12 protein-coding genes are annotated in these 14,843 nt (G+C 40.1%); 1 reads left to right on the top strand and 11 read right to left on the bottom strand.

The window, feature by feature from the left end; genetic code table 11:
• Positions 1–22 precede the first annotated feature (22 nt).
• The 3 genes from AB1A65_RS09785 to AB1A65_RS09775 all read right to left on the bottom strand — a co-directional run bounded on the left by AB1A65_RS09785 (position 23) and on the right by AB1A65_RS09775 (position 2,978).
• The gene (locus AB1A65_RS09785) at positions 23–1,258 is read right to left on the bottom strand and encodes a glycosyltransferase (RefSeq protein ID WP_366588391.1); all 1,236 of its coding nucleotides are present in this window, start codon (positions 1,256–1,258) and stop codon (positions 23–25) included.
• A gap of 200 nt (positions 1,259–1,458) precedes the next feature.
• Positions 1,459–2,688: a sugar isomerase gene (locus AB1A65_RS09780; protein WP_366588389.1), complete on the bottom strand. Its 1,230-nt coding sequence runs from the start codon at positions 2,686–2,688 to the stop codon at positions 1,459–1,461.
• An 11-nt stretch (positions 2,689–2,699) separates the two neighbouring features.
• A complete protein-coding gene (locus AB1A65_RS09775; protein WP_366588387.1) occupies positions 2,700–2,978 on the bottom strand; it encodes an STAS domain-containing protein in 279 nt (92 codons plus the stop codon).
• 187 nt (positions 2,979–3,165) lie between these two features.
• Here AB1A65_RS09775 and AB1A65_RS09770 point away from each other — a divergent pair, with 187 nt between their 5' ends.
• Positions 3,166–5,229, top strand: coding sequence for a tetratricopeptide repeat protein (locus tag AB1A65_RS09770; RefSeq protein ID WP_366588385.1), 2,064 nt, complete (start codon positions 3,166–3,168; stop codon positions 5,227–5,229).
• A 5-nt stretch (positions 5,230–5,234) separates the two neighbouring features.
• Here the strand turns inward: AB1A65_RS09770 and AB1A65_RS09765 are convergent, their stop codons facing one another.
• From AB1A65_RS09765 to AB1A65_RS09730, 8 genes are all read right to left on the bottom strand, one after another.
• Complete coding sequence (locus tag AB1A65_RS09765) at positions 5,235–5,432, bottom strand: hypothetical protein (RefSeq protein WP_366588383.1); 198 nt, start codon at positions 5,430–5,432, stop codon at positions 5,235–5,237.
• A gap of 704 nt (positions 5,433–6,136) precedes the next feature.
• Positions 6,137–8,650, bottom strand: coding sequence for a DUF4114 domain-containing protein (locus tag AB1A65_RS09760; RefSeq protein WP_366588379.1), 2,514 nt, complete (start codon positions 8,648–8,650; stop codon positions 6,137–6,139).
• A gap of 395 nt (positions 8,651–9,045) precedes the next feature.
• Complete coding sequence (locus AB1A65_RS09755) at positions 9,046–9,759, bottom strand: LytTR family DNA-binding domain-containing protein (protein ID WP_366588377.1); 714 nt, start codon at positions 9,757–9,759, stop codon at positions 9,046–9,048.
• Between the two features lies 1 nt (position 9,760).
• Positions 9,761–10,081, bottom strand: a complete 321-nt coding sequence (locus tag AB1A65_RS09750) for an Hpt domain-containing protein (protein WP_366588375.1) — start codon at positions 10,079–10,081, stop codon at positions 9,761–9,763.
• A 2-nt stretch (positions 10,082–10,083) separates the two neighbouring features.
• Positions 10,084–11,145: an ATP-binding protein gene (locus AB1A65_RS09745; RefSeq protein ID WP_366588373.1), complete on the bottom strand. Its 1,062-nt coding sequence runs from the start codon at positions 11,143–11,145 to the stop codon at positions 10,084–10,086.
• A complete protein-coding gene (locus AB1A65_RS09740; RefSeq protein ID WP_366588371.1) occupies positions 11,145–12,275 on the bottom strand; it encodes an FIST N-terminal domain-containing protein in 1,131 nt (376 codons plus the stop codon). Before AB1A65_RS09740 ends, AB1A65_RS09745 begins: the two co-directional genes overlap by 1 nt.
• A complete protein-coding gene (locus tag AB1A65_RS09735) occupies positions 12,244–14,292 on the bottom strand; it encodes a PAS domain S-box protein (protein ID WP_366588369.1) in 2,049 nt (682 codons plus the stop codon). Before AB1A65_RS09735 ends, AB1A65_RS09740 begins: the two co-directional genes overlap by 32 nt.
• On the bottom strand, positions 14,282–14,827 hold the full coding sequence (locus AB1A65_RS09730) for a heme NO-binding domain-containing protein (protein ID WP_366588366.1): 546 nt from the start codon (positions 14,825–14,827) through the stop codon (positions 14,282–14,284). Before AB1A65_RS09730 ends, AB1A65_RS09735 begins: the two co-directional genes overlap by 11 nt.
• Positions 14,828–14,843: the final 16 nt, after the last annotated feature.

Raw genomic sequence — 14,843 nt, 5'->3', positions numbered from 1 at the left:
CTTTCACACTTAACCTAAAAACCTATGCTATACTTGTCTCGTTAATTTCCTGTAATTCTTGCGCAGAAGTTGGCAACAATCCTTTCTTTGTCTGTATCACTTTAAAATGATCCAGGTACATTTCGGTGATTTTGGACATGGGCAGCGAACATGCTGCTTTGTAATTCTCCTTACCTAAATAAGTTCGGTATGACTCGTTTTTCAATATGTTTTCCAAGGCATCGGACAAAGATTCCACATTCTCTGGTTCAAAGAATTCGCCACGATAGCCTTCTTCCCTGACCAAGATGCCCAAGTCTCCCAAATCTGGTAACACCACTGCCTTTCCGTAACTTCCAGCTTGGTGCAATACCCCGGAACTTCCCGTTGTTGATGTATAAGGGAAAACCACTACGGCACTGTCTCCGAAAATACGTGGAACATCTTCCTCGGCCACATATCCGGTAAATCTTAGATTCTTTACGTGGCTGTATGTCTGTTGCACATTCTCCAAGTACCCTGGTGTGTTTGGACTATCCGTCCCAGCGATTACAATTTCAATGTCCAGATTGGAGTTTTTACGCAATAGCTCAACGGCTTCGATCATTGGCTCCACCTTTTTGTAGGTCCCAAACTTTCCGAAAGTCATTACCTGCATAGGACCTTTTGGTAAATTGTAATTCGGTGCAGGTGGGGTTTCGAAGGCACCATGTGGCACAAGGGCTACATTATTGACCTTGTATTTGTTTTCCAAAATAGTTTTGTATTTGCTGATGGTGACGGCCAATACATCCGACGCCAATACAAAGCGTGTTAGGGTGGTGCCAATAAAATTATATATTTTTTGAAGGAATCCGTTCTGAGTTATTCCAGCATTTTCCAAATCCACTTGCTCCAAAATATTGTGCAACAAAGAGATGGTAGGAATGCGCATCATTTTACAAACAAAAGGCAATAAAAGTCCAAGCGCAGCAGGAACCTTTTTGTCTCCAAATTTCAAAAATTGGAGGTTGAACAAAACAGCGTCCGGTTTTTCTTTTCTGATGGTCTTTGCCACTCTGTAAATATTCTTAAGGTCGTTGAAGTTCCAACACTCCTTAACAGTGATAGGACATCCTTCCTCTTCAAAGGAAAGGTCTTTTGGTGCTTCGGTATGGTCCGTAAGCAATACAATCTCGCTTACTTCTTCTTGAAGTCTAAAATGTTTTACCAGATGGTATCCATATTCGGTAAGGGTTACTTTACTTGGCGGATACGCTGTTACAATTGCTAGTTTCATAAGGTTAAGTTTTTGTTCTATAAGATTTTAGTGATACAAATATCCGCACAAAACCCTGTAAAAAAGGTGATTAAAGGACGGTTGAACAAAAAGTGTAGACGAATGGAAAAGATGAAGCGATAAGTTTAAATCCATAAAAAAGGGCCGGAAAACAACATGTGCTTTCCAGCCCTAGGCCTGCCCTCTATTATGGGGGAACCCTATCTCCTATGAGATAAAAAATAGAGTATTTGAACGGCAAGCAACACCAACATTACCAAAATCTGTAGTTGGACCACCATGGCCAAACTACTATGAAACAACACAATCAAAACTATTTGTGACACACCCATCACTGCTGAAAACAAAATGGGTTTATAATGATCTAAGGATAAAAAATAATAGGTGAAAATATTTGCCACGGCAAACAAAGATGTGGCCAGTGCATATTGCCACAACAATGAAGCCATGGACAAATAGGCATCTCCAAACAGCAAGGTTATAATAAGCTCTGGGAACAAAGCACAGGCTAGTACTATTGCTGTGGAAAGTAATCCGATATACCCAACATACTTAAACAATATATGTCCCGTAGGCTTGCCTTCTTTTTTAAGGCGAACCACAGTGGGCAATAGCAACATTACGAACATCCAGGCAACAAAATACACCACGCGACCGATTAATGCCAAGGAAGCGTAAAGACCTGCTTCTTGTGCTTCAAAAAAGTGTTTCACCAATATAATATCGCTATTGTTGATGATGATCTGGGTCAATTCGTAGCCGGCCGTGATCAACATAAAAGTCCGCACCTTTGACCATTCCAAACCAATAGGAGCTTTTACTGTTTTTGCAAGGCTCAACTTTTTGTAAGGGAACAATCCAAACACCAGGGAAACCAAAATTCCAAAAGAGACCAATGCACCAAAATGGTCACGAATTACCAAAAAGGCCAATAGGGTAATTCCCAATCTGCCCCACATTTCCAATTGATAGGAAATGGCCAATTTGGCAAAGGATTCTTCCCCTTGATATTGACCTCGGTTCACGCTCATTACAAAGTAGATAGGAACGCCCATTGCAAAAATTCGGAACATTACCGTGTTCTCCGTATGCAATATATTTTGGAGCATTGGTGCTGAGAAAAATACCATTGCCCCCAACAAACATCCAATCAAAAGTGCAAAAGCACCTATTCGATTTCTAAAAACATCCCATTGATCGGATGGTAATGTGGCAACAAATTTTGCTGTTACCAACTGAAAGGTCATTCCCAAAAATGAGAGGACCAACAACAAGGTGACCAACAAAGCTGCATCCGCAAAAGCTTCTGGACCCAAAATGCGCCCCAACAATAAATTATAAATGTAGTTTCCTCCATTCACCAATAAGGCACTCAGCATAAAAAGCTGTTGAGGGGAAATTCGGTTTTTTACTAGGTTAAGAACGGTCATAGCATAAAAAATTAAAAGGTGGCTTTTAAACACACTTGCTTCAAATCCTTTTTGGGCAACCATCCATTTATGGTGAAATGGCAATCCAAAAGCACTGCATTGGCAAACATTTGAATCAATACCTTACTTGCCAAATCATCGATTACCGATACTCGTTGTAAATCAAGTTTAACGGTAGTACCTCGTTTAATGAAGTTTTTCATATGTCTTTCAAAAATCTTGATAGTGGTACTGTCCAATCGCCCATTTACTGAGAAGACTCTTCTACATTCGGTGATTTGTAAAGCCATGATTTTTAGTTGTTAAGGTTAAGATTTGTTCGACTTGTTACAGCAAATATCCACTGATTTGACGTTTTAAATTGGACGGTGTAGACGGATGACGGATAGCTGTAGACGAATGGTAAGGTTCGCCCTTCGGCTGCGGAAAGACTCGTTTTAACTTTACCATATCAAAAAAACCTCAAAAGCTTAACCTATGAAACGCTTTATTCACATCATCATTTTTGTGGTAACCATACAAGGAGTTTTGGCCCAGTCCGAAATGGAAACCGGATTTCAACTTTTGGAAAAAGGGAACTTCTCCCAAGCTGAAAACTTTTTTGGTGATTTCCTTAAAGATAATCCCGATAACAAAACAGCTCAGATCTGCTACGGGCGTGCTGTGGGTCTCAACGGAAACCCGAACAAGGCCAATACCTTATTTAATGGTATGTTGGAAAAGCACCCAGATGATTACGAGGTCCGCATCAATTATTATGAATCCTTTTTATGGGGAAAGCAATTTAAAGCTGCTGAAAAATTGTACGTCGGCCTAGTTGAAGATTATCCCAATAAATTTGGTGCGGTTCTAGGCTATGCCAATACGTTGAGTAATCTTCAAAAATATGAAGAAGCCTTACAATGGATAGAAAAAGCTTTGCAATTGCAACCTGGTAATCCAAGTGCGCTTACTTCAAAAAAATACATGAACCTTGGGTTGGCCAACACTTTGGTACAGTCACAGAATTATGATGAGGCAAAAATCAAACTAAAATCCATTTTCAACGATTTTCCAAATGATAGGGAGACCTTGTTGAACTTGGCCAATGTATTCTTGATTACCAAAGAGGTCGATAGTGCAAAAACGTCCTATCGCAGACTTGCCATTTCTGCAAAAGACTCTATTGTGGCTTTAAATGGAATTGCCTTGGCCGAGCATATTGGGGAAAATGATAAAGTGGCCCTGAAGGTTGCCATCCAATCAAAAAATAAAGTAGACAAGATCAACGATAACGAACTTAAGGAAAAGACGTTTGAACGCTACGCCCAAGCCCTGATCTGGAACCGAAAGTTTGTTTCTGCCAAAAAATACATCGATAGTCTTTCCAACCAATTTGGTGATAAAAATTGGGTGTTGGCCCTTAAAGCCACCCATGGAATGTACACCGGGAATATTAAGAGCAGTCTACAGCATTATGACGCTATTCTGGCATCGGACAGTACATCTTTTGATGGAAATTTAGGAAAGGCCAATGCACTTTTTGCCCTCGGAAGGATAGAAGAGGCATACGCCGCCACCAACAAAACCTTGTCGATTTTTGAAAGCCAAAAAGATGCGCAAGGGCTTATCGAAAAAATAAACGGACAATATAGCCCTTATGTGCAAGAAACGGCATCCTACAGTTTTGACAATGGAAACAATGTGGCATACGCTACCCAAACTACAGTGAACCTACCATTGTCCACCAAGTTTCAAACGGTTGTAAATTATCAGTACCGATTAACTGAAAATTCAGAAACCTCAGCAAAAGCACATACGCACATTGCAACTGCTGGAGTTACCTACGCCATGCTGCCCAAGTTAAAAGTAGTTGGTGTAGCAGGAATCAATAATGCCCAGTTCAACGGTAACGGCTACTCTCAACCCATTATAAGTGCAAAAGTGGTTACAGAACCATATCGCCTGCAAAACTTGGAGGTTGGATACCAACGAGAGGTCCAAAATTTTAATACGGATTTGATCGAGCGCGAAATTGTAATGCAACATTATGGTTTAAACTACAACATTGGTTCCAATTTTGGGTTGGGATGGTATACCCAGCTTATACACACTGAGCAGAGCGATGACAACCAACGTGACCTTTTGTTTACTTCCTTGTATTACACTGCGTTGCGAAAGCCCAACTTAAAGTTTGGACTCAACTACCAGTACTTGGCCTTTGCGGAGCAAGTGCCTACGATTTATTTTAGTCCTGAAAAATACCAGGCCGGGGAATTCTTTGCCGAAGTGAGCGGTAAATTTAGCGGTAACTCCACCTATAGAATCAATGCGGCAACGGGTTTACAACAGGTGGAAGATGATGATATGACTTCTATTTTTAGGGTAGAAATGAATCTAAAACACCAATTCACCAAACGATTGAGTGGCGGGTTGTACGGAAAATATAGCAACATTGCCTCGGCGACTGCAGCAGGTTTCGAATTTACTGAAGTGGGCATACAGCTGAAGTGGTTATTTAAGAAGCAGCCATTTTTTAATGGGAGCATTGCTTCAAGGTAAAATCACTATCCTCTAAAAAGTAAAGCCCGGTCATAACTGATCGGGTTTTTTAGTTTGTCTTCTATCCCAAATAGGTTTTTGACAATTCTTTTGACAGCTTTTCTTGTCTTAGGCACATCATCCGTTTTTAAAAACTCCTCTAATTGCATGGTAATAATGTTCAATTCAGCATCTCCTATCAATTTGGGTTGAATTTCTCTCATCCATAAGGATTGATTCGACCTATCTCCTGTTGTTGTACAATAAATCAATGCATCAAAGGGAATAAGACTCAAAGGTCTGCCCATTCCCTTTCATTGATTTGCCGCTTCCCAATCAAAATTTGAGCTAGCTGCAAGATGTCCATTTTGACTTACATTTTTTACCCGGCAGGCATTATTTTCAATCCAATACCTTCTGATACAGTTGACGAGAGCAAAAATGTATTCATTTACATACTTCACGTCATACCTATCAATCTCTGAAGTATTTCTTTCAAAGGTCTCTTCCTTCTGGAATTATGCTATAATCTGTTCAGATCTATAAAAGAAATCATCCACTTCTTCTTGGTTCCGCATAATTGTTAGAGTTGTATCTAAGTTTATTAAAAATAGTTTCTGAATGAATTATCAGTTTTTAAAGCTCTATTTTTTAATTACGCTTCATACTGGGAAAAACATTCTCCTTTATCAGTATTGCTTCCACATTCAATCTAACCATTTTCTGTCTCCATAACTGGTTTCAAAATAAAAGCAAGCCAAATCATATTACTTCAGAAGGAAGAATATTGTTGTTCAGAACAAACCCTACAGATGATTTTTTAATCAATTTGAAGAATTAATCAATAACCTCCAGCATTATTCAATAAAAAAACTCCCCTAAAAAGGGGAGTCTTCATCAAAAAAACAACAACCTATAAAAACCACATTTATTGTCGTATAATCTTTCCGCTGTACCGTTTGTTATTGGTCACATCTCCCAATTGATACAGATACATTCCCTTGGGCAGATGGCCAAGCTCCAAGCGTATGGTATTCTCGTTTCCTGTTGGAGCGTGGGTCTCTGCGTAAAGTACCTGTCCGCTTAAATTCACGACATATACATTTACCATATTGCTTTTTTCCGGTAATGATATCTCCGTATATTCCACAAAAGGGTTGGGGTAGTTTTTGAGCTCCAGTTCGATCTGAGGGTTTAGGATGCTGGTAAAATCATCGCCTAAGTCAAAACTATTCGTTTCCTCCGTGACGGCCACTTCCTGTTCTGTTTCCGATTCTTGCTGAAGTTCTCCATAAACCGTCAAGGCCATTTGGTTAACTTCCAGTTCAAACGATGTATAATTTTGGTAGTCTCCCTGCACGGAAATTACAATAGTTCGCAGTTGTCCAAAGTCCATATTTTTTCCTTCGTGGTTTACAAAGTCTGAAAACGATAGGCTGTATTGCGTTTTTTCAGTATTTGCATCCAAGTTATAGCGAAGACGCTCGCTCCACTCGCTCGTGGCATCGGTAACTAAACTTATCTCCACGGGAGTCTGGTTTTTGATGTTGAAGTGTAGATATTGGTAATCCTCAATTGGCAATTGTAGGTCACCGGCCAGAATATTACGGAATACGTTTATGGTTTCCTTAACTTCTCCCTTGGCCACTACTCCCCTTTCTACAATATGTCCGTCCAAATCCCACTCTTGGTGTTCAGTCACTTCAAATACTTCAACACTATCGGCTTGTGTATTGTAATCCACGCCCCATGGGCCATCGGCCAAGTAAATTGCATCGTGTTGATAAGAGTTTTCGGCAATAATGGACAGTCCCATATCAAAAAGGTGCCCGGATTCCACAACAATCTCCTGCTCCCACTCACCATTTAAATCGATTATAGTATTCAAATTTTGAAGATCTTCCTGTTCTGTGGTTTTGTAATTTCCATCCAACAACAACCAGGTTGCCTTGCTTTTGTTGATGATATTCAGATGCAATTTTCCGTTTTTGTAATATCCATTCTGAATGAATACAGTAGGCAATACATTTTCCCCTTCATTGGATTTCAATGTTGATTCCTGGCCCAAATTGGTAAGAATCTCGTTTACGACAGTGCTCACCTGACCCATACTATTTCCCCAGACCTGAAAGTTCATATAATCCCCGGCAGGGTACTCGGCCAAGTTCCAACGACTGTAAACTGTGCGATTCGCTCCGTCCTCTTTCACGGAAAATACCACGGCATACTCAACATTGCCATTAGATCGCTCCAGCTCAGAATAGATCAATTTGTGTCCTTGTAGCTCGATGGTCCTTAAATCTTTCAGTTTGGAATTGTTAAGACGATCGCAGATTGTTTTGGTGTGGTTATACACCTCACCTTTGGTATTCAGTGCCAAAGCGGCAGAAACCCTATCGGTTCCTTGGTAATAATCGATTCCGAATACTTCATCTGCATTGGTAATGGACAAAAGATCTTCAGGACTCGAAACATAAGACGTCTCCGTTCCAAACATTCCAGTGCTGGGAAAATAACCATCCAGATTACCCGATTTGGCCATTAAGGACTTGTAGGTCTTTTTATCGTACTTATTTTGCAAGGCGCGCTTGTTCTTAAAAGTATTGGCCTTGTTTCGGTCAAAATTTCTTTTTGCGATCAAGCTGGCCAAGTCTCCATTACTTTCCAATCCGCCATCATTTCCGGAGGTAACAGGTGCGTGGTCCGTAATTTTATTATAATTGGTGGTTTTTATGGCCTCATACGGATTCGCTGTGATGTAAAAAAGGGCATCGTTAAAATCGTTGTCGCAACTTGCATAATCCCGTCTAATGTCCTCAAAACCCAAAATTATGCGCTCGTTATCCGGATCGTTCAACAATACATTGTGATATCTAAGAAATTCAAGAGCCTCTGGATTATAGTCAGGATTAGAAAACAACTGCCATAGTCCTGGTGTTACCTGCCCCTTCCATCCGTTGGCCAACAATACCCAACCGATGCCCGTGCCGGCACTAAATCTTCCAATTTTTACTCTATGCCCTGTTTCCAAGCTTCCACCACTATACTTTGCGGAGACATTTGGAAAAATAATGGTAATATCTTCTTCTTTTGGTGCGGTCAATTGAGGTTGATTTATATCGTAGGTATAAAAGCCAAGAACGTTTTTATACCCTGCCCCTTCTCCTACAAAGGTTACCCATACATCGGCCTCTTTATCCAAAATAATATCAGTATCATAACCAGAAGTTATATACTGCGGATTGTAGTTGGGCACTGGAAATCCTTCGGGAAGGGCATTACTGATCATGTCCAAGGTTTCTTGGGACACATCATCCTTTCCATCAAAATAAAGAGGAGTTCCATCCGAGGTATAATCCCCTAGATATTTATAACCATATTGTTGGGCAGATGCCCATACAAATGTTAACAATGTTGCCAAAAGAAGTAAAAACTGCTTCATAATAGTAGGTTTAAGAATATGACACAAAGTTGATGAATTCCAAGTCTTTAGGACGGTCATCCTCGGTGAATGAAAACTTTCTGTAGACGGATGGAAACCAGTAAGGGATAAGCATAAAAAAACACCCAAGCGGGTGCCTTTAAATTTCATTTTATGGATTGTTTTCTTTAAATCAATCCAAAATAATGGACGATACCAGCCACAAAGGCATAGAGTACTCCAAGTTGCAAAGAAGTCAATGCTTTACGAATATGTCTAAATACTAAAGGATTTTGCATGATGATAGTTTTATAGTCAGTACGTCTACAAAGCTATCTTACATTAAATTGTCAATGGCTTGTGCACAGTTGAAACCCAAAAAACCATAGACGGATTGAAAAGTAGTGTCGTTGATTTTACAACAGGTTCAACCTGCGCATTAATTCTGGACGATTGGATCTACTGATAGGAATCACACTTTTCTCAATTAGGACACTATTGTCCTCAATATCCACAATCTTGTTAAAGTTGATTACATAAGATCTGTGGATTTGCAGGAACTTGTCCTCTGGAAGTTTTTCCATTATTTTTTTCAAGGTGGTGTGCACCAAATAATCTTTGGACTCCGTTTTTATGTTGATGTAATCGCCTTTGGCCTCTATCAGCAGAATCTCCGCAAATTTTAGTTTGATGAGCCTGCGGTCAATATTGATGTAAAGGTCCTCCCCTAAGGCAGTTTCCTGCTCATTTGTTGCCGCAGAGGCAGAAGAAGTGCCTACGGAAGTATTCTTTACTTTCTGGATGCATTTTTGAAAACGTTCGTGGGTGATCGGTTTTACCAAATAATCCACAATGGCCTCATACTCGTAGGAAGCAATGGCAAAATCAGTATCTGAGGTCGTCATCACTATTTTAGGAGGATTCTTTAAGGTTTGGATAAAATCAATTCCGGTAAAACCCGGCATGTGAATGTCCAAAAAAACCAAATCGACCTTATATTGGTTCAAGAATTTGATGGCCTCAATAGCATTGTCAAATTCCTCCATTACATTTAATTCTGGAACCTTTGAGCATAATTGCGATACAATGGCTCTGGCGGCTGCTTCGTCATCAATTAGTATACAATTCATCTTAAATGTTTTTTAGGTAGTGCTCCACAACTTTTAAAATCGACAAGAATTCTTCTTTGAGCGATTGTTCACCGTTTCGTAGTTCATTTTCGTGCTGTACTGCCAAGGTGTAGGCATTGTGTAATCCTAAAACGTTTAATTTATGCTTTATCTTGTGTACATGCTCAGAAGCTTCACGAAAAAGCACATTTTTCATGGTATCCAGATACTCTTCCTGCTCAATTGGAAATTCCTCTTTTAGTATGCCAATAAACTTTTGACGAAAGGCAGTATCCCCGTCGGCCAGATTGTCCACATACTCAAGATTTGGGGTTTCTATCATGGTTATTGCTTTTTTAGGGTAAAATGAAAGGTGGAACCCATATTCTCAACACTTTCCACCCATATATTTCCTTCATACAGGGAGACTATTTTTTTGACCAAAGCCAAACCAATACCGGTTGCCATGGCATCATCCTCCAGTTTGTTGAACATTTCAAAAATGTCCGATTGGTATTTTTCGGGAATTCCTTTACCATTGTCCGCTACTGCGAAATACCAATGGTCTCCCTCATCCTTAAAATCCACTTGGACGGTTCCTTGTTTTCTGTTTTCAGTGGCTTTCACCGCATTGGTCATTAAATTCATGAACAACTGCTCAATCTTATAGCGATCATAAAACAATTTGGGCAGTTCATCGGGAAACTTGAATTGAACATTGTTGGGCACATAAATATTCCCTTGTATATCCGATAACATTTCTCCCAACTCAAAAATAACGTTGGAGGCATTCTTGTCCTGCAATGTGGAGTGCTTTAAAATACCGGTGATGAGCTTGTCCATTTTCTCCAAATTCCCAAGCGCCAATGAAAGGTTTTGTTTGCTTTGTTCAGATAGGGTATCCTTTTCATCTTCCTCAATCCAGGTAATCAATGCACTAATATTTCTAATGGGTGATTTTAGATCGTGCGAAACCACATGGGCGTAACTGTTCAAGGATTCGTTCTGGCTTGCCAAATTCTTGAGTAATTTATCTTTTTCTGTTGTCATTTCTGACGCTCGCTGGGCCAATTCACCAATTTGTCTGGCCAATTTTTCGGCATCAAAATCACTGTCCACAATGTTTTTTGGAACTTCTTGTTGCTTGAAGTTCGCTTGTAGTGCGGAAAGTGCGTTTTCTAAAGAGTTCAACACTTGTTTCTGACGGGCTGCTTCTTTTTCAAGTTCTCTGTTGGCATCGTACAATTCATCAGAACTAAGTGCGGTGGCTCTTTGGAGCATACTCAGCTTTTCATCGTAATTTTCATAGGAGTTTGCAATGGCCTCCATTAATTGGTCCAAATCACGATTGTCCGAGTAGGCTTCGGGCAAGTATTTTTTTAGCTGTCTTTTTAATAAGCTGTGCATTACTCGCTGAATAAGGTCAAGGTCATGGTTTGGTTATGTAATTTACAGGTGTTTTGCCCAGCAAAAGGAGCCATCTCTCCGTAGGAGTAGAATCCAGATACTGCCACATTTTCACCGATAACTTGGGTAACTTCCTCAATTTCCTCCTCGGTCCGCTGGTCCATTACAAGTTTTCTTCCCACACAGCTTATTAAAATGGCCAATTGCGATTCGTTTTCCCGTGCCTGAACGGCCAGTTGCGCAGCAGATTTTGCGCCATTGGCTATATCATCCACTGTAGCCATCATCAATTGTACTTTGGAACCTTCCGGTACATCTCCAGCCAATATCATGGCATTATGTTGTTCATCTATATTTAAAATGGTACGAACAATGGGTTTTTCATCATTGGTCTGTACACTAAGTGGGTATAATAGGGCCGATTTAGGAAGTTCGCTCGCCTTATCACCCAAATACTTTTTATACAAATCCAAAGCTGGCTTGCCATCAAGCTCAAACAAAATGTTCTTTCGTGATTTTGTGATCAATCGCTCTGGGCCAAAGGGGGTCCATCCGCCAAAGTTGGCACAATTTATTTCCAATGAATCACCATAAAATCCAATGGCTACCACTTCGCCTTGCTTAGGGGGTTCATTGTAAGACGACAAAGTGACCTCAAAGCGGTCATCATCACCGCAGAGTCCACCTGAAAGGCCGAAATTACCGTTCCCAACCTGCTCCATTCCTTCGATAAGTTCGCTACCGTTCACAGTGCTTCCTTCAGAAACCACAAAAACATGTCTAAGGTTATCGGTAGGGAATTCTGCTGCCAACATTTTACCTAAGCTTGCATCGTCCTGATTAAATTCCGATATATTTTTATTTTTTACCAAAAACCGACTTTTTTCAAATTCTATTGCAGTCAACGTCACGGTTCCCTCCAATACTTTCTCCCCCAATATTTCTCCAGAGGTAGATCCAAACACCAAATGCCCATCGGGAAACAAACTTCTTATTTCTTGAAATAGTTGTTCTTCTTCCAGTAAATATCTATTTCCAAAGATTAGAACCAAAGGTTCTTTCAACTCAGTTTTATCCGTTGTGAATTCAAAATTGGAATTAGAGGACTTTTTCGCCTGCAATATCTTCATGATGCTTGATTTTTAAGTTTTGCTTTTCAAGAGTAAAATGGAAATCGGTACCTACTCCTTCTTCACTTTCCACCCATACGGTGCCGTTGTATCTGTCTATGATCTTCTTTACTATGGAAAGACCAATTCCGGTTGATTTTTTATCGCTTGATGCGGACTGGAAAATCTCAAATATTTTTTTGTGATATTTTTTTGGGATGCCCACACCATTATCCTTGATACAAAACTTCCAATGGTCAGATGTTTCTTGATAAAGTACCTCCACCTTTCCGTTCTCCTTCTCAATATGGACCACCGCATTTGAAATGATATTTTGGAACAGCTGGTGCATTTTGGTCCTATCGGCTATAATCAATGGCAACGGTTTAGGGCTCAACACCTTCACATTTTCGGGAATGTAAATACTGTCTGTTATTTCTGAAATCACCTCGTTAAGGTCAATCTGAATATTGTTCAATTCTGATGTATTGGCAGTGGAATAGGCCAATATGCCACTGATCAGATTCTCCATGGATTCTATCTTATCTTGGATCATTCCTAAGTATTCCTTACCAGTATCACCCAGGGCATCACTATAATCGTTGCTCAACCACGTAGCCAAAGCTTCAATGCTCCGCAGAGGGGACTTTAGGTCATGGGAAACCACATAGGCATATTCTTTTAGGCTTTCGTTGCTCTGCTCCAGCTTTACCATGAGCTTTTCTTTCTCGAACTGCAACTTTTTCTGTTCAGTTATATCTAAATGAATGCCAATGGAACCGATTACTTGTCCCTTTTCATCATATCTTGGTGCACCACTGATCAACCAATGGCGATAGTCACCATGCTTGTTGATGACTTCAATTTCGTAGGAGTCTGATTGGTTTTCGATTCTTTTTGCGTTCTTTTCCGCAATAATGGATTTATCCTGCACGGATAGAACATCGCTTGCATATTTTCCAATGAGTTCATTTTCGGCAAATCCGCTCATGTCGCAAAAACTTTGGTTCACCATCTGAATGCGATCATTGGTATCCACTTCTACCAAGCCAAGGTTCATATTTGCGATGATGCCGCTGTATTTGTCCTTCTCAGCCTGAAGGTTACGTTTAAAGGTTCTGTTTAAGGTAACATCCCTGTAACTCCACAGGTGCCCTTTATAAACTCCATCACTTATAACCGGAATATAGTCGCGTTCCAAAATTCTACCATCCACCATTTCGAGCTCATCCGCAAGCACGGGTTCACGATTTTTCAAAATTTCGGCGATCCGACCCATGAATTTATCCGGATTCTTAAAGTTGTCCTTACTTTCTTTTGCCACATTGGCGCAATCCATGCCAATCATTTCTTCTGGATTGACCGGAACACCGAACATCTCGCAAAACTTTTTATTGGTGAGGGCTATTTTTCGGTTTTCGTCTTCAAGCAGTACAGCCATTTCCAAGTTCTTGATCAATGTGGCCAATCTACTTTCGGACTCTTTTAATTGTTTACGTTGGTTGCCCAAAAGGGTTTCAATATCCTTTTCTTGGGTAATGTCGCGAAGGATTCCCTGTGCAGCAATGGGATTACTGTTTCGGTCATAAATTAAACTTGCATTGATCTGTACAAACTTTTCATCACCATCGGGCAAATTAATTTTGGCCCTATAATTTTTTAATATCCCAGTTTCCAAAAGGGTCTGAATAGACTCCGTTGTGTATTGTATAAATTCTGGATGTACGTAACTGGATAGATTAATTTTGGGATTTCCCTTATCGAACTGCAAAAACTCTTTTGCTGATTCATTGCTACGGACCACATTGAACTCAAGGTCCATAACCACGTAAGAATCTATAATGCTGAGGAATCCGGCATCGACTTCGTCGGTTTTTTCATCCAATAAATTCTCCAATTGGGCATTGGCTCTCTTTAAATGTATAGTAGTGTCGTAGAGTTCCTTGGATTTTTCTTCCAATATTCTCTCGGCCTGTGCCCTTGCCTTTTTTTGGCGCTCCAACGCCCTTTTTAATACTTCAACTTCATTATTCTGCATCCTGTACAACATCAAATTTGACTTCGGTTCCATCCTCTTTCAATAGTTCAAAAGTTACCTTGGAAGAGGTATTAAAATGTTCAAAACATTTTTCTATCAGTCCGTGAGCCAATCGGTACAGTCCCCTTGAGGAAACATATACCATGGATATTGATGTGTCTGTTCTGTCCAAAATATTAAAGGTGGGCAGTTCAGCATCAGGATAGAGTTTTTGGACGTGCACGTGGATATGGTCTTCTATGGAGTATAATAGTCCAATGGGAGAGTTATAACTTTTAATTACTTCGGGGTGTGCCTTTCCCAAACTACCGAACAAATAATGACCAAAGGCATATAATAGGTCATCTATAGAAATATGGGTTTTCTGGCTCAAGTTTTTGAGCAATGTCACCATTTCGTTAAAATCGTAGGTTCCAACGGAGGTATAAATTCCTTCAGATGGTAAATCTGAAGCTTCAATAATGGCATCCACGGTCTCCAACCCAAATTGTTCTTCGACCATTTCTAAAAATTCGGTAAATACTATTCCCTTCATAATCTGGCTACTATCA

Source organism: Allomuricauda sp. ANG21 (assembly GCF_040705235.1).
GTDB classification, from domain to species: domain Bacteria; phylum Bacteroidota; class Bacteroidia; order Flavobacteriales; family Flavobacteriaceae; genus Flagellimonas; species Flagellimonas marina.
The sequence above is the reverse complement of the archived record's forward strand: the minus strand, read 5'-3'. Positions and strand labels throughout refer to the sequence as shown.

Excerpts from the sequence above, each read along its gene's own strand:
- AB1A65_RS09785 (WP_366588391.1), bottom strand. The coding sequence starts at position 1,258 with ATGAAACTAGCAATTGTAACAGCGTATCCGCCAAGTAAAGTAACCCTT.
- AB1A65_RS09780 (WP_366588389.1), bottom strand. The coding sequence starts at position 2,688 with ATGACCGTTCTTAACCTAGTAAAAAACCGAATTTCCCCTCAACAGCTT.
- AB1A65_RS09775 (WP_366588387.1), bottom strand. The coding sequence starts at position 2,978 with ATGGCTTTACAAATCACCGAATGTAGAAGAGTCTTCTCAGTAAATGGG.
- AB1A65_RS09770 (WP_366588385.1), top strand. The coding sequence starts at position 3,166 with ATGAAACGCTTTATTCACATCATCATTTTTGTGGTAACCATACAAGGA.
- AB1A65_RS09765 (WP_366588383.1), bottom strand. The coding sequence starts at position 5,432 with ATGAGAGAAATTCAACCCAAATTGATAGGAGATGCTGAATTGAACATT.
- AB1A65_RS09760 (WP_366588379.1), bottom strand. The coding sequence starts at position 8,650 with ATGAAGCAGTTTTTACTTCTTTTGGCAACATTGTTAACATTTGTATGG.
- AB1A65_RS09755 (WP_366588377.1), bottom strand. The coding sequence starts at position 9,759 with ATGAATTGTATACTAATTGATGACGAAGCAGCCGCCAGAGCCATTGTA.
- AB1A65_RS09750 (WP_366588375.1), bottom strand. The coding sequence starts at position 10,081 with ATGATAGAAACCCCAAATCTTGAGTATGTGGACAATCTGGCCGACGGG.
- AB1A65_RS09745 (WP_366588373.1), bottom strand. The coding sequence starts at position 11,145 with ATGCACAGCTTATTAAAAAGACAGCTAAAAAAATACTTGCCCGAAGCC.
- AB1A65_RS09740 (WP_366588371.1), bottom strand. The coding sequence starts at position 12,275 with ATGAAGATATTGCAGGCGAAAAAGTCCTCTAATTCCAATTTTGAATTC.
- AB1A65_RS09735 (WP_366588369.1), bottom strand. The coding sequence starts at position 14,292 with ATGCAGAATAATGAAGTTGAAGTATTAAAAAGGGCGTTGGAGCGCCAA.
- AB1A65_RS09730 (WP_366588366.1), bottom strand. The coding sequence starts at position 14,827 with ATGAAGGGAATAGTATTTACCGAATTTTTAGAAATGGTCGAAGAACAA.